Annotated in this window: 21 protein-coding genes; 13 read left to right on the forward strand and 8 right to left on the reverse strand. The window is 64.6% G+C overall.

What is annotated here, in order from left to right; genetic code table 11:
• Nucleotides 1-27: 27 nt before the first annotated feature.
• Both AC04PT_RS09830 and AC04PT_RS09835 read right to left on the reverse strand, forming a co-directional pair.
• Entirely contained in the window at nt 28-651 is a 624-nt protein-coding gene (locus AC04PT_RS09830) for a 3-oxoacid CoA-transferase subunit B (RefSeq protein WP_482873473.1), read from the reverse strand.
• Nucleotides 651-1,355 carry a CoA transferase subunit A gene (locus AC04PT_RS09835; protein ID WP_482873475.1) on the reverse strand — a complete coding sequence of 235 codons (705 nt, stop codon included), beginning with the start codon at nt 1,353-1,355 and terminating at the stop codon, nt 651-653. Before AC04PT_RS09835 ends, AC04PT_RS09830 begins: the two co-directional genes overlap by 1 nt.
• 163 nt (nt 1,356-1,518) lie before the next feature.
• On the opposite strand from AC04PT_RS09835, the gene AC04PT_RS09840 reads away from it, so the two are divergent.
• Together AC04PT_RS09840 and AC04PT_RS09845 are read left to right on the forward strand one after the other, a co-directional pair.
• Nucleotides 1,519-1,875, forward strand: coding sequence for an ArsR/SmtB family transcription factor (locus tag AC04PT_RS09840; protein ID WP_482873476.1), 357 nt, complete (start codon nt 1,519-1,521; stop codon nt 1,873-1,875).
• The gene (locus AC04PT_RS09845) at nt 1,850-2,284 is read left to right on the forward strand and encodes an SRPBCC family protein (protein ID WP_482873478.1); all 435 of its coding nucleotides are present in this window, start codon (nt 1,850-1,852) and stop codon (nt 2,282-2,284) included. The genes AC04PT_RS09840 and AC04PT_RS09845 overlap by 26 nt, the downstream gene beginning before the upstream one ends.
• Before the next feature lie 45 nt (nt 2,285-2,329).
• On the opposite strand, the gene AC04PT_RS09850 is transcribed toward AC04PT_RS09845, so the two are convergent.
• From AC04PT_RS09850 to tldD, 4 genes are all read right to left on the reverse strand, one after another.
• Entirely contained in the window at nt 2,330-2,893 is a 564-nt protein-coding gene (locus AC04PT_RS09850) for a L,D-transpeptidase (RefSeq protein ID WP_482873480.1), read from the reverse strand.
• Nucleotides 2,894-3,030: 137 nt separating this feature from the next.
• Nucleotides 3,031-5,685 (reverse strand): type I DNA topoisomerase, encoded by a 2,655-nt coding sequence (topA, locus tag AC04PT_RS09855; protein WP_482873482.1) that lies wholly within the window; start codon nt 5,683-5,685, stop codon nt 3,031-3,033.
• A 309-nt stretch (nt 5,686-5,994) separates the two neighbouring features.
• Nucleotides 5,995-7,137: a DNA-processing protein DprA gene (dprA, locus tag AC04PT_RS09860; protein WP_482873556.1), complete on the reverse strand. Its 1,143-nt coding sequence runs from the start codon at nt 7,135-7,137 to the stop codon at nt 5,995-5,997.
• Between the two features lie 174 nt (nt 7,138-7,311).
• On the reverse strand, nt 7,312-8,733 hold the full coding sequence (tldD, locus tag AC04PT_RS09865; protein ID WP_482873484.1) for a metalloprotease TldD: 1,422 nt from the start codon (nt 8,731-8,733) through the stop codon (nt 7,312-7,314).
• 190 nt (nt 8,734-8,923) lie between these two features.
• Between tldD and coxB the strand changes: the two genes are divergently transcribed.
• The 11 genes from coxB (at nt 8,924) to AC04PT_RS09920 (ending at nt 17,337) form a co-directional block, all read left to right on the forward strand.
• Complete coding sequence (coxB, locus tag AC04PT_RS09870) at nt 8,924-9,787, forward strand: cytochrome c oxidase subunit II (protein WP_482873486.1); 864 nt, start codon at nt 8,924-8,926, stop codon at nt 9,785-9,787.
• Nucleotides 9,788-9,866: 79 nt separating this feature from the next.
• Complete coding sequence (gene cyoE, locus AC04PT_RS09875; protein WP_482873488.1) at nt 9,867-10,820, forward strand: heme o synthase; 954 nt, start codon at nt 9,867-9,869, stop codon at nt 10,818-10,820.
• Complete coding sequence (locus AC04PT_RS09880) at nt 10,817-10,978, forward strand: cytochrome C oxidase assembly protein (RefSeq protein WP_482873490.1); 162 nt, start codon at nt 10,817-10,819, stop codon at nt 10,976-10,978. The genes cyoE and AC04PT_RS09880 overlap by 4 nt, the downstream gene beginning before the upstream one ends.
• On the forward strand, nt 10,975-11,544 hold the full coding sequence (locus AC04PT_RS09885; protein WP_482873492.1) for a cytochrome c oxidase assembly protein: 570 nt from the start codon (nt 10,975-10,977) through the stop codon (nt 11,542-11,544). Before AC04PT_RS09880 ends, AC04PT_RS09885 begins: the two co-directional genes overlap by 4 nt.
• Before the next feature lie 28 nt (nt 11,545-11,572).
• A complete protein-coding gene (locus AC04PT_RS09890; protein WP_482873494.1) occupies nt 11,573-12,379 on the forward strand; it encodes a cytochrome c oxidase subunit 3 in 807 nt (268 codons plus the stop codon).
• A 214-nt stretch (nt 12,380-12,593) separates the two neighbouring features.
• Nucleotides 12,594-13,271, forward strand: a complete 678-nt coding sequence (locus AC04PT_RS09895; protein WP_482873496.1) for an endonuclease/exonuclease/phosphatase family protein — start codon at nt 12,594-12,596, stop codon at nt 13,269-13,271.
• Nucleotides 13,268-14,704 (forward strand): cardiolipin synthase, encoded by a 1,437-nt coding sequence (gene cls / locus AC04PT_RS09900; protein ID WP_482873497.1) that lies wholly within the window; start codon nt 13,268-13,270, stop codon nt 14,702-14,704. Before AC04PT_RS09895 ends, cls begins: the two co-directional genes overlap by 4 nt.
• A 170-nt stretch (nt 14,705-14,874) precedes the next feature.
• A complete protein-coding gene (locus tag AC04PT_RS09905) occupies nt 14,875-15,627 on the forward strand; it encodes an energy-coupling factor ABC transporter ATP-binding protein (RefSeq protein ID WP_482873557.1) in 753 nt (250 codons plus the stop codon).
• On the forward strand, nt 15,602-16,213 hold the full coding sequence (locus tag AC04PT_RS09910; protein ID WP_482873499.1) for a CbiQ family ECF transporter T component: 612 nt from the start codon (nt 15,602-15,604) through the stop codon (nt 16,211-16,213). The genes AC04PT_RS09905 and AC04PT_RS09910 overlap by 26 nt, the downstream gene beginning before the upstream one ends.
• 5 nt (nt 16,214-16,218) lie before the next feature.
• A complete protein-coding gene (locus AC04PT_RS09915) occupies nt 16,219-16,767 on the forward strand; it encodes a biotin transporter BioY (protein WP_482873501.1) in 549 nt (182 codons plus the stop codon).
• A 3-nt stretch (nt 16,768-16,770) separates the two neighbouring features.
• Entirely contained in the window at nt 16,771-17,337 is a 567-nt protein-coding gene (locus AC04PT_RS09920; protein ID WP_482873503.1) for an MOSC domain-containing protein, read from the forward strand.
• Nucleotides 17,338-17,362: 25 nt separating this feature from the next.
• Here the strand turns inward: AC04PT_RS09920 and AC04PT_RS09925 are convergent, their stop codons facing one another.
• Both AC04PT_RS09925 and AC04PT_RS09930 read right to left on the reverse strand, forming a co-directional pair.
• Nucleotides 17,363-18,463: an acetyl-CoA C-acyltransferase gene (locus AC04PT_RS09925; RefSeq protein ID WP_482873505.1), complete on the reverse strand. Its 1,101-nt coding sequence runs from the start codon at nt 18,461-18,463 to the stop codon at nt 17,363-17,365.
• Nucleotides 18,460-19,581 (reverse strand): AMP-binding protein, encoded by a 1,122-nt coding sequence (locus AC04PT_RS09930; protein ID WP_482873507.1) that lies wholly within the window; start codon nt 19,579-19,581, stop codon nt 18,460-18,462. The genes AC04PT_RS09925 and AC04PT_RS09930 overlap by 4 nt, the downstream gene beginning before the upstream one ends.
• Nucleotides 19,582-19,604 lie beyond the last annotated feature (23 nt).

Consider the following 19,604-nt stretch of genomic DNA (forward strand, 5'->3'; position numbering starts at 1 on the left):
GCCCTGTTTCGTTTTCAAGTTTCAGGTTCAGACGATCGTTGCTTCGGTCGCGGCGCGCACTTCGTCCTCAGTCACGCCGTCGGCGCATTCAACGATTTTCAGGCCGCCCTCGACAACGTCCAGGACACCGAGATTGGTGATGATGCGGTCGACAACACCCTTGCCGGTCAGCGGCAGGGTGCATTCCTTCAGCAATTTCGAGTCGCCATGCTTGTTGGTGTGGTCCATCACCACCACGACCCGGCCGACGCCGGCGACAAGGTCCATCGCGCCGCCCATGCCCTTGACCAGCTTGCCGGGAATCATCCAGTTTGCCAGGTCTCCGTTTTCGGCCACTTCCATCGCGCCGAGGATTGCTGCCGCGATCTTTCCGCCCCGGATCATGCCGAAGGAGGTTGCCGAATCGAAATAGGAGGTCCGCGCCAGCTCGGTAATGGTCTGCTTGCCGGCGTTGATGAGGTCCGGGTCTTCCTCGCCCTCGTAGGGGAAGGGGCCCATGCCCAGCATGCCGTTCTCGGACTGGAGCGTGATGTCCTTGTCACCCACGTAATTGGCCACCAGCGTCGGGATGCCGATGCCGAGGTTGACATACATGCCGTCTTCAAGCTCTTCGGCGGCGCGTGCCGCCATCTGGTTACGATCCCAAGGCATTATGCATCCTCCCGCTTGCGGACGGTCCGCTGTTCGATACGTTTTTCGTGCTGCCCCTGAATGATCCGGTGCACGTAAATCCCCGGCAGGTGAATGTGATCGGGGTCAAGCGAGCCGCGCTCGACGATCTCCTCGACTTCGACAACGCACACCTTGCCGCACATCGCCGCCGGCGGGTTGAAGTTGCGGGCGGTCTTGCGGAACACGAGGTTGCCGGTGTCGTCGGCCTTCCATGCCTTGACGATGCTCAGGTCGGCAAAGATGCCCTCTTCCAGGATGTAGTCCTCGCCCCGGAACTGCTTTACTTTCTTGCCCTCGGCGATCTGGGTGCCCACGCCGGTCTTGGTATAGAACCCAGGAATGCCGCATCCGCCGGCGCGCATACGTTCGGCCAAGGTGCCCTGCGGGTTGAACTCCAACTCAAGCTCACCGCCAAGGTACTGGCGCATGAACTCCTTGTTCTCACCGACGTAGGAGGACATCATCTTCTTGATCTGCTTGGTCTCGAGCAGCTTGCCGAGGCCGAAGCCATCCACGCCCGCGTTGTTGGATGCCACCGTCAGATCCTTGACGCCCGACTCGACCAATGCATCGATCAGCAACTCCGGAATGCCGCAGAGCCCGAAGCCCCCGGCTGCGATCAGCATGCCGTCGCTCAGCAGTCCGTCCAGCGCTTCGGACGCCGAACCATAGACTTTCTTCATGGAAAATCTCCCCTTCATGGTGATTGCCGCAATTTGTGGGTCACGCGCCGTAAAGAGTCAATTCGATTGCCGCGCCGCAGCAATCCATGAGGGCCCAGAGGCCGCCCGTGCGATCATTCCACCAAAGGGTTGATTTAACCTGCGCCTCTCGTTATTCAACCTTATGGCTAAACGAGACGACACCCTGAACAACATCCTGAAAGCTGCAAGCGATCCGACGCGGCGGGCCATACTGACGCTTCTGGCGCAGCAAGGTCCGCTGAAGGTCGGCGACATTCACGCCCGGTTTGACATGAGCCTCAACGCGATCTCGAAACACATCAAGGTGCTCGAGAACGCAGGGCTGGTGCGCCGCAGGACGGAATGGCGGGAGCATTTGATTGACGTGCAGATGGAGCCTTTGGCCGAAGTCGACCGATGGTTCCGCGACCTGCGATCGATTTGGGACCTGCGTCTCGACGCTTTGGAAACCCTGATGACGGAAGGAAAGACCGATGACGGACCTGACCCTGCAAGTTGAGCGCACCATTGCCGCCCCGCAAGAGGCGGTGTTCAATGCCTGGCTCGACCCCGAAATGCTGAAGCGCTTCATGTTGCCCGGCGGACCGGACATGTCGGTGCCGCGCGCCGAAACCGACCCGCGTGAGGGTGGGCGTTTCGAGATCATCATGCTGGCAGGTGGGCAGGAGCTGCCCCATCGCGGCACGTACCGCGAAATCAAGCCGCACGAGCGGATCGTATTTACATGGGAAAGCGGCCATTCGACCGAAGCGGACAGCGAGGTGACGCTGGACTTTGCCCCGGATGGCAACGCCACGCATGTGACGCTGACGCATGTGCGCTTTCCAAACGAAGAAAGCCGCGCCAACCATGAAAAGGGTTGGGCGGCGATCTTGGAGGCTCTGGCGAAAGTCGAAGTCGCGGCCTGAGCGTGCGGCGATCCGTCCCCTGACCGGGGGCGGATCGACCCGCTGTCAGATCATCCGGACCTGGGTGCCGATCGGAGTGATTGCGTAGAGCTCTTCGATCTTCTCGTTGTAAAGCCCGATGCAGCCGTCCGAAGACCGGCGCCCGATCTTGCGCGTGTCATGCGTGCCGTGGATCAGATAGGCCGGCCAGTCGAGGTACATCGCGTGGGTGCCCAGCGGATTGTCCGGCGATCCGCCCGCAACCGGCTCCCACTCGGGGAAGCGTTCCAGTTGGCTGGGCGTCGGTGTCCAGGTTGGGCCGATCTTCTTGCGCACGATCTGGGTATAGCCGCGCTTGGTCAATTTGTCGGTCTTTGGCACCGAGGTGGGATAGACCCGGTAATCGCTGCCATCCGCGGACCAATAATGCAACGCGCGCGATTGCGTGTCGCAGACGATGGCGCCTTTGCCCAGGGTATCGAAATGATCCCGCCAGTCCTGATGCACGAATGCCGAAATGTTGTTGCGCACACTGCCCTGCACCGTTTCGGCACGCAGGATGGCAGGTGTCATCAACATCGCACCCGTGGTGGCAAGCAGGCGGCGGCGAGTCATCGGCGGTTGGCTCATGGGTATTCCTTTCGGCCTGGAGTCCATGCGCTTCCAATACGCCAAGCTGACGCTGGGGGAAACTCACACATTCTTGACCATGAATGTCTGTGCGGAAATGCCACAAGGGATCGGCGGGGGCAGGTGCCCCCGTCCGGTCAATCCTTTTTCGCGGTAGCTTTTTTCGCAGCCGTCTTCTTGGCCGGCGCTTTCTTGGCAGCGGTTTTCTTCGCCGCGGGCTTCTTGGCGGCGGCCTTTTTCTTTTTCGCGCCGCCCTTTTCCTCGATCAGCTTGACCGCCATTTCCATGGTCACATCCGCCGGCTCGGTCCCCTTGGGCAGCGTCGCGTTGACCTTTCCGTACTTTACATAAGGCCCGTAGCGGCCTTCCATGACATTGACCGGTCCGCCATCCGGGTGCTCACCCAGTTCACGCAAGGGCTTGGCGGCGGCGCCGCGTCCGCGCCCCGGGTTTGCACGTTTTTCCGCCAAAAGCTCGACCGCACGGTTCATGCCGATCTCGAAGACGTCCGCCGGGTCCTTGAGGTTCACGTATACCGGTTTTTCCTCGTCGGGCTTCTGGTGCATGATATACGGCCCGAAGCGGCCGAAGTTCGACTTGATCGTGCCGCCCTCGGGGTGTTCGCCGATCTCGCGAGGCAGGCTGAGCAGGGTCAGCGCCTTGTCGAGGTCCATGTCGTCCTTGTTCCACCCGCGCGGCAGCGAAGCGCGCGGCGGCTTCTTGTTCTCGGGCGTCGGTTCGCCGCGCTGAACATACGGTCCGAAACGACCCGCTTTCAGCCAAATCTCGTCGCCCTGATCTTCGCCCAGCAGGCGTTCGTCGCCCTCGGCGCCTTCGCCGGCGATGGGGCGGGTATAAGTGCATTCGGGATAGTTGCCGCAACCGACGAAGCCGCCGGTGCGCGAGGATTTCAGGTGCAACTGCCCGGTGCCGCATTTCGGGCAGATCCGGGGATCGGAGCCATCCTCGCGCGGCGGATAAAGCTGATCCGACAGCGCGTCGTCCAGCACATCCAGCACTTGCGCGATGCGCAGCTCGGTGGTCTCGGCGATGGCGGCGCTGAAATCCTGCCAGAACCGCGCCAGCAGCGCCTTGTAATCGGCCTCGCCGGCGCTGACCTTGTCGAGCTCTTCCTCAAGTTCTGCGGTGAACTCATAGCCGACGTACTTGCGGAAGAAGTTCAGCAAAAAGATCGTGACGATCCGGCCCTTGTCCTCGGGGAACAGGCGGTTGCCTTCTTTGCGGACATATTCGCGGTCCTGGATGGTGGTGACGATGCTGGCGTAGGTCGAGGGACGGCCGATGCCCAGTTCCTCCATCTTCTTGACCAGCGTCGCTTCGGTATAACGTGGTGGCGGCTGGGTGTGGTGTTGCAGCGCCAGTACCGACTGGTTGTCGGACATGACGGCGCCACCCTTTTCGGCCTTGGCAAACTCGGCCTTGTAACCCGACTTGGCGAAATGCGCCGGTTCGCCTTCCATGATCTGCGGGAGGATGCGATCGTCGTCGCCCTCGACGACGTCATCCCGGCCTTCCTCGTAGACCTTCAAAAAGCCCTCGAACAGGATCCGCTGGCCATTGGCGCGCAGCCCCACCTGGCCGTCCTTGCTGGCGATCTCGACCACGGTGCGCTCCATCCGGGCGCTTTCCATTTGGCAGGCCATGGTGCGTTTCCAGATCAGGTCGTACAGCCGGCGCTGGTCGGTTTCGGTCAGCCTGAGCGACTCGGTGTCCCTGGTCATGTCCGTAGGCCGGATGCATTCGTGCGCTTCCTGCGCGTTCTTGGCCTTGTTCTTGTAGATGCGCGGCTTGTCGGGGACGAAGTCGGCCCCGTAGCGGTCTTTGATCGCGGCGCGCGTGCCATCCACGGCCTCGGGCGCCATGTCGATGCCGTCGGTCCGCATATAGGTGATGTGGCCGGCTTCATAGAGGCGCTGCGCCGCGTTCATCGCCTGCCGCGCGCCCATGCCGAACTTGCGGCTGGCTTCCTGCTGCAGCGTCGAGGTCATGAAGGGCGGCGACGGGTTGCGCGAGGCGGGCTTGGCCTCGACCGACTGCACGATAAGCTCACGCGAGGTGACGGCTTGAACCGCCAGCTCGGCGGCGGTTTCGTTTTCCAGATCGTATTTGTCGAGTTTCTTGCCGGCGTGAACGGTCAGGCGGGCCTCGTATTCCTGACCGCGCGGGGTGGAGAGCAGCGCCTTGACCGACCAGTATTCGCGCGGCTTGAAGGCTTCGATCTCCATTTCGCGCTCGACGATCAGCCGAAGGCAGACCGATTGCACCCGGCCGGCGGATTTCGCGCCGGGCAGCTTGCGCCAGAGCACCGGGGACAGGTTGAACCCCACGAGGTAATCCAGCGCGCGGCGGGCAAGGTAGGCCTCGACCAGCGGCGCATCCACCTGCCGTGGGTTCTTCATCGCCTCGGTGACGGCGGCCTTGGTGATGGCGTTGAACACGACGCGGCTGACCGGCGTGTCCTTCTTGATGGCGCGGCGTTTGCGGAGCGCTTCCTCAAGGTGCCAAGAAATCGCTTCGCCCTCGCGGTCGGGGTCGGTGGCGAGGATCAGGGCGTTATCGTCCTTCAGCGCATCGGCGATGGCCTTGACGTGCTTGCGGCTGTCGTTGCCGACCTCCCACTTCATCTCGAATTCGTTGTCGGTATCGACCGAACCGTCCTTCGGCGGCAGGTCGCGGACGTGACCATAGGAGGCAAGGACGGTGTAATCCGGGCCGAGATATTTGTTGATCGTCTTGGCCTTGGCCGGAGATTCGACAACAACGACGGGCATGAAATTTCCTTTCGACTCGGACGAACTGCTCTGGCGGCGGAACATGGGGGCGGAGGGGTTGTAAAGTCAATGCGGGCAATCCGAGGCTCTGCCGGACCGGTGTGGAGGGTCCAGCCGGGTCGCAAGGCCATCAACCGGCGATCAGCTTTGTCCGAGGGCAGTCGTCATGCACTGTCGCCGTCTTCGGCACGATCGGCGAGGGGCAGGTCGCCGGCAGGACCCAAGCCGCGACATCAGCTGTCATGACGGGCGGCGTGAAGGTTCCGGGGAACGGGTAGTGCTCGGCTTCGTCCGATCGAGAGGCGGGCCTTACGACGACAACGAGACAAGGCCGCCCGCATGGCGCGTGATCTTGCCCGACAATTCGAGATCGGTAAGCTGCGCCGCGACTTCGCGCGAATTGCCGTCGAGATCGCGGATCAGTTGGTCTTCCGACACCGGAGAAGGCGCGAGCCGCGACAGTATCTCCGTATGCAGCGCCGCGGTGTCCCGCAACGATCGCTTTTGCGATGGAGGATCGGGCAACAGGGGCAGATCGGGTTGTGCTTTTCCCGGCTCGACCGGCGACAGCGCTTCAATCACGTCTTCGGCACGGCGCACAAGGTGGGCACCATCGCGAATCAGCATGTTGCATCCGCTCGCCCGGGCATCGAAGGGGTGACCGGGCACAGCAAGAACTTCGCGGCCCTGGTCAAGTGCGTTACGCGCGGTGATCAGGCTGCCGGATTTCGCCGCGGCTTCAACCACCACGACGGCGCGTGCCAGGCCCGAGATGATTCGATTGCGCAGCGGGAAGTGCCGGGCCTGCGGCGTCAGGCCAATGCGCTGTTCCGACAGCACCAATCCGCGGGCGGTGATATCCTCGGCCAGCTTGGTGTTCTCGGACGGATAAAAAACATCGACCCCGCCGCCGAAGACCGCGACGGTGCCGGTGTCGAGCGCCGCCAGATGAGCGGCCGTATCAACCCCGCGTGCCATGCCGGAGACGATTGCGAAGCCTTCTTCCGCAAGGCCCCGCGCCAAAGCACGTGCCATGCGGGTGCCCAGTGATGAGGCATTGCGCGCCCCGACCAGCGCGATCATCGGGCGTGACAGAAGGGCCGTGTCACCACGCACCCAGAGCAACGGTGGCGCGTCGGAGATATCGGCGAGGTCCGATGGATAATCGGACTCGCCCCGGCACACCAGACGCGCGCCCAGCTTCCGCCCGGCGCTGTATTCGGCATAAGCCGTTTCATGTGTGCAGGGCGTGTACTTGTCGATGCCGGCGTCCTGCGCGATGCCCGGCAGGGCCTGCAGCGCGGCTGCGGCGGAGCCATGTTCAGCCATGACCCGGTAAAAGGTGGATATCCCGACGCGTCGGGAACGCAAGAGACGGAGCCAGTCCAACCGGACGTCTTCCGAGGTGGGTGGGAGTAGGGGGTGAGTGGAAGATTTTGTGTCGTCAGCCATCCAGACCCCGCCTGCTTGCAGAATCATATCTACAATGTGGCTGGTTAACAGCGGGTAAACCAATTCATTCAACTTCTTCCGAACCGGCAAGATACCGGAGCGACGCAAGCAATTTGGAAGCTGGCCATGGGGCAGGCGGGTGTCACGCACCCGCCGCCAGGGTCTGGCCGGAGATCAGGCCGCGGCGCCGCCCACCGTCAGCCCGCCGATGCGCACCGTGGGCTGGCCGACGCCCACCGGAACCCATTGCCCGGCTTTGCCGCAATTGCCCAGCCCCGGGTCAAGCGCCATGTCGTTGCCCAGTGCCTGAATGCGCATCAGGGCCGAGGGCCCGTCGCCGATCAGCGTAGCGCCCTTGACCGGTTCGCCGACCTTGCCATTGCGGACGCGGTAGGCCTCGGTGCAGGAGAACACGAACTTGCCGTTGGTGATGTCGACCTGACCGCCGCCGAAGCCCACCGCCCAGATGCCATCTTCCAGCCCGGCGACAATTTCCGAAGGATCGGTATCGCCGCCCAGCATGTAGGTGTTGGTCATCCGCGGCATGGGAATGTGCTGAAAGCTCTCGCGTCGCCCGTTGCCGGTGGGCGCGACACCCATCAGCCGGGCGTTCTGGCGGTCCTGCATGAATCCGGTGAGGATGCCGTCCTCGATCAGCACGTTGCGGCCAGAGGGCGTGCCCTCGTCATCCACCGACAGCGATCCGCGCCGGTCGGGCAGGGTGCCGTCGTCCAGCACGGTGACCCCCTTCGCCGCGACCTGCTTGCCCATCAGCCCGGCGAAAGCGGACGAGCCCTTGCGGTTGAAGTCACCCTCTAGACCGTGGCCGATGGCCTCGTGCAGCAGGATCCCCGGCCAGCCCGGGCCAAGCACGATGTCCATCACACCGGCAGGCGCCGGCACGGCATCGAGGTTGACCAGCGCGATGCGCAGGGCCTCGCGCGCCTTGTCCTGCCAGTCGGCGGGATCGAGCAGACCGTCCAGCCCGACGCGGCCGCCGCCACCTGCCGTTCCGCTTTCGCGTCTCCCGTCCTTTTCCACGATCACCGACACATTGACCCGCGCCATCGGCCGCACGTCGGTGACATGCAGCCCGTCGGGACGCAGGATCTCCACCTCCTGAAGCGAGGCCATGATGGTGGCCGAGACCTGCACGACGCGCCTGTCCAGATCGCGGGCAAAGGCGTCGATCTCGCGCAATGTCTCGATCTTGACGGGGAATTCCGCGCCGGCGATGGGGTCATCGTCCGTATAGAGCCTGCGGTTGGTGGCCTGCGGCCCGTCGGCCAGCGTGCCGCCCCCGTCGCCCACGGCCAGCCTGGCCGTCTCGACCGCACGTTTCAGCGCGCTCTCGCTGATCTCGGTGGCGTGGGCATAGCCTGCCACCTCACCGCGGACCGCGCGCAGGCCAAAGCCCTCGGACGCATCGTAACTTGCTGTTTTCACGCGGCCATCGTCGAAATGCAGCACCTCCGAGCGGCGCCGTTCGAGGAACAGTTCGCCGTCGTCGGCGCCCGCCGTGGCCTCCTGCACCAGCGCGAGCGCTCGGTCCTTGTCGATAGATGTCTGGAACGGGCGGAAGGGGCTGTCTGCCATGGGGGAAGCCTCGGAATCGTTGATGCGGTTCAAAAAGCGGCTCTTTGACGCGGCCACGGCGCTTTATCTCGTACACAGAATATGATTTTAAACGCCTGCGTTACAATGGGCGGCGCGGGAATGGATTCGACCCATCCCGCAGGGCCGCCCCCCGCAGACAGAACCGCATGAACCGACCAGGGTGTAAATGATGCAACTAAAATCACTGTTCACCGGCGTTGCCGCCTCGCTTGTCGCCGCGCCCGTCCTGGCGCAGGATCTCGAGGTGATCGGCAAGCCGACCCCGGGCGGCATCGGCTTCCAGCCTGCCGTGACATCGCTCGCGGCCGATATTCACTGGCTGGACGGCATGCTGCTGTGGATCATTACCATCATCTGCCTGTTCGTGGCGGGGCTCATGGTCTTTGCCTTCGTGCGGTTCAATCGCAAGTCGAACCCGACGCCGCGCAGCTTCACCCACCACACCCCGATCGAGGTCGCCTGGACCATCGTGCCGATCGGCATTCTTGTGCTGATCGGGGCGTTTTCGCTGCCGGTGCTGTTCAACCAGCAGGAAATCCCCGAAGGCGAGGTCGTCATCAAGGCCACCGGCTACCAGTGGTACTGGGGCTATGAATATGTCGACACCGGCGTTGAGGGCGTGGAGCCGGGCGTGATCGCCTATGACAGCTTCATGCTGGGCCGCGAGGGTCTGGCCGACGCGGGCTACAGCGACGATCTTTACCTGCTGGCCACCGACACCGCCGTCGTCGTGCCGGTGGGCACCACCGTGGTGATGCAGGTGACCGGCGCCGACGTGATCCATTCGTGGACCATTCCAGCCTTCGGCGTGAAACAGGACGGCGTTCCGGGCCGTCTGGCCGAACTGTGGTTCAATGCCGAGCGTGAGGGCGTCTACTTCGGCCAGTGTTCCGAGCTTTGCGGCAAGGATCACGCCTACATGCCGATCACCGTCAAGGTCGTCAGCCAGGAGGCCTACGAGGCATGGATCGCCCAGGCGGTCGAGGAATACGCCGGACTGCCGCAGCCCTACGACGTGGCCTCGGCCAAGTAAGACAGACAGGGCCGGGCTGAAACCCGGCCTGACCATCCTGCCGTAGGCCGGGCTTCAGCCCGGCACCCCGGAGACGCAAATGACCGACGCCAGCATCAACACAGCCAGCGCAGAGCACGAGGCCCAGTTCGGCGATTACTTCGCCCTGCTCAAGCCACGCGTCATGACGCTTGTGGTGTTCACGGCCTTCGTGGGCCTTCTGGCCGCGCCGGTGGCGGTGCATCCCTTCGTGGGCTTCTGCGCCGTGCTCTTCATCGCGGTGGGCGGCGGTGCCTCGGGCGCGTTGAACATGTGGTGGGACGCCGACATCGATGCGGTGATGAAACGCACCCAGCGCCGGCCTATTCCCGCCGGCAAGGTGGCACCCGAAGAGGCGCTGGCCATCGGTGTGGCGCTTTCGGGTTTCTCGGTGGTGCTGCTGGGGCTGGCGACCAACTGGGTCGCGGCCGGACTGCTGGCCTTCACCATCTTCTTCTACGTCGTCATCTATACCATGTGGCTGAAGCGCTGGACGCCTCAGAACATCGTCATCGGCGGCGCCGCAGGTGCCTTCCCGCCGATGATCGGCTGGGCGGCGGCAACCGGCGGCGTCTCGGTCGAATCGGTGCTGATGTTCTGCCTGACCTTCATGTGGACCCCGCCGCATTTCTGGGCGCTGGCGCTGTTCATGCGGTCGGACTATGACGTCGCACGCGTGCCGATGTTGACCGTGACCCATGGCCGCAAGTCCACCCGTGCACATATCCTGGCCTACACCGCGCTTCTCGCGGTGCTGGCGCTGGCCATCTCCTTCACCGGTGCGGGCGGACCGGTCTACCTGACCGTTGCCGTGGTGCTGAACGCGCTGTTCCTCAAGGGTGCCTATGACATCTGGCGCCGGGACGAGGCTGCCTCGGAGGCCGACAACTTCGCGGTGGAACGCCGCTTCTTCAAGCTGTCGCTGCTTTACCTCTTCCTGCACTTCGGCGCGATCCTCGCCGAAGCCGGGCTGGACCGCTTCGGCCTTGGCATGAGCCTCGGAGGTCTGCTGTGAACTTCCGCCGCGAACACGAGATGCACCAGCGTCGCAAGGGCCGAAACATCGGCGTCGGGCTGCTGCTGGGCGCTTTGATCGCCATCATCTTCGGGCTGACCTACGTCAAGATCACCTCGGAGGGCTTTCAGGTGCCTGCATCGGAGGTCAGCCAGTGACCGGTCCGAAAAAAACAGTGATCCAACTGGTGTCGGTCGTGGTGGTGATGGGCGCGCTGGCCTGGGCCTCGGTGCCGTTCTACGACTGGTTCTGCCGGGTGACGGGCTTCGGCGGCGTCACCCAGACGGCGCAATCGGGCAGCGACGTGATCCTCGAGAAGACCATCAAGGTCCGCTTCGACGCTTCGCTCGAACGCGGCATGCCGTGGGAGTTCAAGCCCAAGCAGCCCGAGATGACCATTCGTCTGGGCGAAACCGGGCTGGCCTTCTACGAGGCCTACAACCCCACCGATCGCCCTGTCGCAGGGCAGGCCAGTTACAACGTCGCACCCTACGATGCCGGGGCGTTCTTCACCAAGATCGACTGCTTCTGCTTCACCGAACAGGTGCTGATGCCGGGCGAGCGGGTCGAGATGCCGGTGACCTTCTACGTCGATCCGGAGATTGCCGAAGACCGCGACGCCAAGTACACCAAGCATATCACGCTGTCCTATACCTTCTACGAAATCGACCTGCCGGAGACCGCCACGCTTGACGCGGCACCGGAAAAAACACAAACGAACTGAGCCTTTTGCACGAGGGAAGAGACCAAAAATGGCCCATGTGAAAAACCACGACTATCATATCCTGAACCCCTCGATCTGGCCGTTCCTAGGGGCCGTCGCCGGCTTCTTCATGCTGTTCGGCGCCGTGCTCTGGTTCCACGACAACGGCCCGTGGATGTTCCTGATCGGGCTGGTCGGCGTGCTTTACGTCATGTTCGCCTGGTGGTCCGAGGTCGTGGCCGAAAGCAAGGCCGGCGATCACACCCCGGTGGTGCGGATCGGTCTGCGCTACGGCTTCATCCTGTTCATCATGTCCGAAGTGATGTTCTTCGCGGCCTGGTTCTGGACCTTCTTCAAGCACGCGATCTATCCGATGCACCCCGACGGTCTGTCGCCCGCGCTGGACGGTGTCTGGCCGCCCGCAGGCATCGAGACCTTCGATCCCTGGCACCTGCCGCTGATCAACACGCTGATCCTGCTGTGCTCGGGCGCGGCGGCCACCTGGGCGCACCACGCGCTGGTGCACGAAAACAACCGCGAGGACACCAAGTGGGGCTTGATCATCGCCATCGTTCTGGGTGTGATCTTCACTTTCTTCCAGGCCTATGAGTATTCCCACGCGGCCTTTGGCTTCTCGGGCAACATCTATGGTGCCAGCTTCTTCATGGCGACGGGCTTTCACGGCGCGCACGTGATCATCGGTACGATCTTCCTGTTCGTCTGCCTGCTGCGGCTGATGCAGGGCCACTTCACGCCGGAGAAACACATCGGTTTCGAGGCAGCGGCCTGGTACTGGCACTTCGTTGACGTGGTCTGGCTGTTCCTGTTCGCCGCTGTCTACATCTGGGGCGGCTGAGGCTTCGACGCCTTCTGAAATCAAAGAACGCCTGCCCCTCGGGGTGGGCGTTTTCATTTTGAAGTGCCTCCTTCGCGCGCCACGGCCCGGCATGCTGCGCGCGGTGCAGAGAGGCAGCGCTTTGCGTTTTGGCTCAGCGGGTTGTGGCGCGCAGAGGGCTGTGCACTATGTGGCACACGAGGCCATGAGAGCCTGCCAATACGGGGCCGGAAACGTGCGGATCGCCAGTTACAATATCAGGAAGGCAGTGGGGCTGGATTGGCGGCGCGATCCGGGGCGGATCTTGGCCGTGCTCGAGGAGATCGGCGCCGAGGTGGTGCTGCTTCAGGAAGCGGACAAGCGTGTCGGGCACCGAGCCGGCGTCTTGCCGCAAGATCAGTTGGACGCGCTGGGGTACCGTTTGGCGGATGTGTCGATCCGGCCGGCAAGCCACGGCTGGCACGGCAACGTGATCCTCGTGCGCGAAAACCTCGGGATCGCTTCGTCCAACCGGATCGATCTGCCTTCGGTAGAGCCGCGGGGGGCGGTTTCGGTGGTGGTCGAGGAACCGCGGATCGAGGTGATCGGCGTGCACCTTGGTCTCAATTCTGCAATGAGGCGCAAGCAACTGGCGGTGCTTGACGCCTATGCTCGCGCCAGCGGACACCCGGTGGTAATCGGCGGCGACTTCAACGAATGGCGGCGCGGGACGGACCACGTAGAGGATCTCGGACAGGTGATCGAGCCTGGGCCCACGTTTCATGCCTCGGTGCCGGTTGCGCCGCTGGACAAGTTCATTCTTTGCGGCTCTGTGACGCCTGTAGCCTCCTGCGTGCACACCTCGGCATTGGCGGTGCGGGCGTCGGACCATCTGCCGGTGGTAGTGGACGTCGAGATCGGGAGCACGGCATGATCGTCACCCTGCTTCTGGTGGCGAACGGGTTGGCGGTCTTGTCCTTTACCGTGCGCATCCTCCTGCGCGAGGACCTGTCGCCCCCGGCGCGGCTGGCATGGTTCATCACGCTGCTGGTGCTGCCCTTCGTGGGCGCAATAGCCTATTTCCTCTTCGGCGAGATTGACCTGGGGCATCGGGCGCGCAAGCGGCATGAGGAGATTTTCGAGCGGATCCGCACCCGGGCTGCGGATTACATGGGCGCGGCCGACGATGTGAACCGGCTGATCCGGCGCGAGTTCCAGCCGGCTTTCGGTTATGCCGCCAGCATAAACGGCTTCTACCCTGTGGCGGGCAACAAGGCGGAACTGCTGGCAGATGCGGAGGATTTCCTTGACCGTCTGGTGGCTGATATCGACGCCGCCGAGGAGCACGTGCACGTGCTGTTCTATATCTGGCTGGAGGATTACACTGGGCGTGCCATCGGCAGGGCCCTGATGCGGGCGGCCGAACGCGGCGTGACCTGCCGGGCGATCGCCGACGGGTTGGGATCGCGGCTGATGATCAAGGGGCCGCTCTGGAACCAGATGAAGGAAGCCGGGGTCGACCTCGCGGTGGCCTTTCCGTTGTCCAACCCGATTCGGACCATGCTGACCAGCCGCATCGACCTGCGCAACCACCGCAAGATCACGGTCATCGACGGGCGGGTGACATATTGCGGCAGCCAGAATTCCGCCGACCCGGAGTTTCGCATCAAGGCGCGCTACGCGCCTTGGGTGGACGTGATGGCGCGTTTCGAAGGGCCGGTGGTGAACCAGAACCAGTTGCTGTTCGCCAGCGACTGGATGCAGGCCACCGGCAACGTGCTGGAGGGCCTGCCGCTGCCGGCCGAGGAAATCGCCGGAGGGTTCCCGGCGCAGGTGGTGGGCGACGGTCCGACCGAGCGGCGCGGCGCGACACCGCAGATGTTTTCGCTGTTGATTGGCTGCGCGCGGGATGAACTGATCCTGACCACGCCCTATTTCGTGCCGGACATGACGGTGTTCGAGGCGCTCTGTGCGGCGGCGCAGCGCGGGGTGCGGGTGGTGCTGATATTCCCGCGCAAGAACGACAGTTGGTTCGTCGCGGCAGCCAGCCACAGTTATTACGGACGGTTGCTGGAAGCGGGCTGCGAGATCCATGAGTATCGCGAAGGGCTGTTGCACGCGAAGACGCTGACCATCGACGGCTGCATCAGTCTGATCGGGTCGTCGAACCTCGATCTGCGGAGCTTCGACCTGAACTATGAGAACAACATCCTGATGCAGGATGACGAGATGACGCGCGCCATCCGGGCGCGGCAGGAGAGCTATCTGCCCAAATCGGACCGCATCGCGCTTGAAGAGGTACAGCGCTGGCCGCATCTGCGGCGGGTCTGGAACAACGTGGTGGTGACGGTGGGGCCTATTCTGTAGCGGGTCGCAGGACCATCCATGAACACCCTTTTTAAGGTAATCGAGAGAGGGCCAGCGGCTGCGACCGAGGTCGAAACGGCCTCTCCTCCAGCTTGCATTCTGCGGCTGCATCTGAAATGCCTTTGCCGCAACAGGATGCCAGTTGAGAGGGCGCGAGCCCGATGAAGGAAATGCGCTTGGAGACCTTGGCCGCCGCACGATCGCCCAGTCGATTGGCGCTGAGCGATGTCAGCTATTCCCGTGAGACGCGTACCGTTCTGACCGGGCTGAACTTGAACCTCGATGTGACACGGCTGGGTGTCGTGGGACGCAACGGCTCGGGCAAGACGACGCTGGCGCGGCTGCTGGCGGGGCTGGTGGTGCCGGATCACGGGACCGTCCATCTTGACGGGGTGCAGGTGGCGCGTGATCGCAAGGCGGCGCTGGGACTGGTCGGAATCCTGTTCCAGAACCCCGATCATCAGATCATCTTTCCGACGGTGGTCGAAGAAATCGCCTTTGGGCTGATCCAGCAGGGCCACGCGCGGTCCGAGGCCGAAGACAGCGCCCGCGCCACGCTGGCGCGCTTCGGCAAGGCGCATTGGGAAACTGCCTATGTCAACACGCTGAGCCAGGGACAGAAGCATCTGGTCTGCCTGATGGCCATTGCGGCAATGGGCCCCAAGCTGCTGATCCTGGATGAACCTTTCGCGGGGCTGGACATTCCGACCCGGGCGCAGTTGATCCGCTATCTCGATCACTATGCGGGCAACATGATCCACATAACCCATGATCCCGCCGATATTGCCGGGTACGATCAGGTGCTCTGGCTGGATCAGGGCCGGGTGCGCGAAATCGGAGCAGCAGGCACGGTGCTGGCTTCCTATGTCACCCGGATGACCGAGCTGGGAGAGGCCGATGATATCGCTGAACTCGCCGGTTAGAACCCGGGCGCATGACTGGCCGGCCGGCGCGAAGCTGGCCGGGCTGTGCGTGGCGACGGTGGGGCTGTTCTTCATCGAGGGCGTTTTGGTGCATGCGGGGATCTTGGCCGCGGTGCTGGCGCTTTACGCCATGCCGGGGCGGGTGTTCCTGAAGGCCGGGCTGGCGCGGCTTCGGGTGCTGTGGCCGTTCCTGCTGGTTGTGGCGGTGTTTCACGCCATCGACGGCACGCCGGCGCTTGGCGCCGAGGTGGCGCTGCGTCTGGTCTCGGCCGTGGCGCTGGCCAATCTGGTGACGATGACGACGCGTCTGTCCGACATGGTCGTGGTGGTGCACCGGCTGAGCGCGCCGCTGCGCTGGCTGGGGCTGAACACGCGGGCGCTGGAGATCGCAATCGCGCTGGTGATCCGGATGACGCCGGTAATGTTGACCAAGGGCTCGGACCTGGCGCAGGCTTGGCGGGCACGGGCGCGGCGGCGGCCGACCTGGCGGATCGTGCTGCCGTTCACCCTGCTGGCGCTGGACGATGCCGACCATATTGCCGACGCGCTGCGCGCGCGCGGCGGACTGATTCCCACAAAGGACTGAGGACGATGGAAAGAAATGTAGTGATGATCGCGCTTTTCGCGGCGCTGATCGCCGTGCTGGGACTGATCCCGAAGCTGACGCTGGCCTTCGGCGTGCCGATCACCGCACAGAGTCTGGGCGTGATGCTCTGTGGCACCGTGCTTGGCGCCCGTCGGGGTGCGCTGGCGGTGCTGCTGTTCCTGCTGCTGGTGGCGATCGGGCTGCCGCTGTTGTCGGGCGGGCGCGGCGGGCTTGGGCTCTTCGTGTCGCCGTCGGCCGGGTTCCTGGTGGGCTGGCCGGTGGCCGCATTCGTGACCGGTTTCATCGTCGAGCGCTGGCGCAGTGCGCCGCTGGTCGTGGTGGCAAGTGTCGCCTCGGTGCTGGGCGGGATCGTGGTGATGTATGTGTTCGGCATCGTCGGTATGGCGATCGTGCTTGAGCGGACGATCCCCGAAGCCACCGCGCTGGTGTCGGCCTTCATCGTGGGCGACGCGGTGAAAGCGGTGATCGCCGGGATGCTTACTGCTGCGCTGGCAAAGGCGCGGCCCGCAAGCCTGCTGTCGCGCCCGGTCTAAGCCATGGGCTTTGTGACCACGGCCGAGTGCGACGCGGCGCTGGATCACATCCGCGCCGCGCCGAAAGACGGCGCGGTGATCGAACAACTGTGTTTCCGGCCGGATTATGGCGCGCGGCGCTTTCCGGATTACCTCGACCTGAGCGTTGCCGGCGGAATCGCCGGGGAGCGCTGGGCTGAGGCCGCCTGGCTGCGGCGGCCCGACGGCAGCCCGGATCCGCGCATCCAGGTTTCGATCCTGTCGCAGAGGGTCATGGACCTGTGCTGGCGGGACAGGGACGGTGCGCCGCATCCCGGCGACCCCATTGTCGTCGACATGGACCTGGGCGAGGACAATCTGCCGGTGGGAACGCGGCTTCAGGCCGGGACGGCGGTTCTCGAGGTGTCTGACAAGCGCAACGCGGGCTGCGCCAAGTGGCGCGACCGGTACGGCATGGAGAGCCTTGCGTGGATCAATCGCCGCGATACCCGGCCCTTGCGGCTGCGCGGGGTGTTGTGTCTGGTGGTGCGGGATGGACGGGTGTCGCGCGGCGACCGATTGGTGAAGCTTGGCGCGGGCGTAATCGGTTGAGGTTCAGGCCTGATCCCGTGATCGATCAAGCACTTTCGAGAAGAAGGGCGGTGCCGAGCCCGCCGGCGGCGGCGATGGCCGCGAGCCCGGTGCCGGGGGTGTGCTGCAGCTGGTGGAACAGTCGCACGGCGAGGATCGCACCGGACGCACCGACCGGGTGACCGCGTGACAGGGCGCCGCCGTGGCGGTTGACGATCCCGGGCGGCAGGTGTGCGCCCTGCGTGCAGGCGATGGCCTGCACGGCGAAGGCCTCCATTATCTCGGCGGTGACGAGGGACTTGCGCCTCTCCGGCGTGAGGATGGCCTTGATCGCGGCGACGGGGGCGAGGCCGGGAAGGTCCGGAATGCCGCCGAGGGTCCTGCCGGCGACCAGTTGCACCGTGTGGCCCGTCGATCGGGCTGCGATCCGGGGCGAAACCATGACGACGAAGGCGGCGCCATCGGCGGCGACGGCCATGTTGGCGGCGGTGATGTTGCCGTGGACGGTCGGGGCCTTGCGGCAATGGCGCTCGCTCAGATCGCGGGTAAAGGGGTCGCGCGCGAGGCCATTGAACTTCACCATCTCGGCCGTCAGCAGCGCCGCCGGGCAGGCACGTGCCTTGGCGTGGCTCTGGATCGCCCATGCGTCCTGGGCGGCGCGGTCGATGTTCAGATCGCGGGCCAGGCGGTTGGCGGCTTCGGCCATGTCGGGGTCGCGGTCGGGCCAGGGCGTGAACCGGGCTTGGTCGTACGGCCTGGGCGGCGTGCCGTCCGCAGATGTGCGCAGGCGGAGGGGGCGACGGGAATAGCTCTCGGCGCCGCCGGCGATGACGACATCGTGCTGACCCGAGCGGATCAGGGCATCGGCCAGCAACAGCGCGTCGAGACCGCCGGCGCATTGGCGGTCGAGCGTCAGGCCGGCCACGCGTTCCGGCAGGCCAGCGGCGAGAGCGATGGAGCGCGCCGGGTTGCCGCCTGCGCCGAGGGCATTGGAGACGATGACCTCGTCCACGTGATCCGGGGTGAGCCCGGCGTCGGTTAGAACGGCGCGGATCACCGGGGCGGCGAGGTCATGCAGGTCGAGGGCGGACAAGGCGCCGTCACGCGGGGCCACGGGGCTGCGGCGGGCGGCCGTGATGAAGCTCACGACAGGGCGTCCTGCAGGTGCTGAAGGGCCTGCAAGTCGGGCTTTCCGGCGGGCAGCATGGGCAGGCATTTCAACCGCACGAAGCGGTGGGGCACGGCCTGCGGGCCGAGGGCCGCGCGGCAGGCGCGACGCAGGTCAGGCTCGCTAGCGGTGCCGGTGAGGAAGCAGGTCAGCCGGTGGCCGCGCACGGGGTCGGGCGTCGCCACCACGGCGCAGGCGGTGACGTCAGGCCGCGTGGCAAGCAGGCGCTCGATCTCGTCGGGAAAGACGTTGTGGTCCGCGACGGTGACCCTGCGGTTGGCGCGACCTCGCAGGAAGAGGAAGCCGGAGGCATCGACGTGGCCAATTTCCCCAGTGGCTACCCATGCCCGCGCTGAGTGGGCCGGACCTTCGTCGTAGCCGTCGAAGAGATAGGGACTGCGGACAAGCACCTCGCCTGTGTCTGAGAGGCGGAGTTCGACGTCCGGGTAGGGGCGGCCGACAGACCCCTGCGGCGTGTCGGCGTCGCTCATGGTGATGAAGCTGGTTTCGCTCGTGCCATAGAATTCGCAAATGTCCGCGGCAGGGAAAACCCGGGCGAGGCGGGCATGCAGATCGGGTTGCAGCTTGCCGCCACCGGAGAAGATGTGCCGCAGACTGTCGATCGGTGATGCGGTGCCGAGGGTCAGCAGGTGAATCTGGGACGGGGTGGCGTAGAGGGTGGTGATCCCAAGGTCGGTAAGGGCACCGGCCTGCTGTTTCGGGCTTTGTGAATGCAGCAATGCAAGGTCGGCGCCGAGGTGGAGCGATTCGAGCGCGGCGTAGAGGGTGAGCGAATGACCGAGGCTGCCGAGAGTGGCATATCGGTCATGTGAACCGAGGCCGAAGTGGGTCCGGGTGATCTCGAACGAGGCCTGCCAACTGGACGGGCGGCGGCGGATGGTCTTTGGGGTGCCGGTGCTGCCGGAAGTTTCGCAGAACAGCCAGGGTTCGGTGGTGATCTCAGGTGACACCGGGGTGGCGGACTGGGAGGCGCGGATGGAAGCACCGGTGCGCAGCGCGTGAAGAAGCGGCGTGAGCCCGACGGCGTCGGGGGTAAGCAGGGCGCTTTGCGGCGAGAGTGTGAAGGCGGTGTTCATCGGTGCGTTCTAGCGCAGGCGGC

The sequence above is a fragment of the Litorisediminivivens sp. KMU-197 genome, from assembly GCF_056858395.1.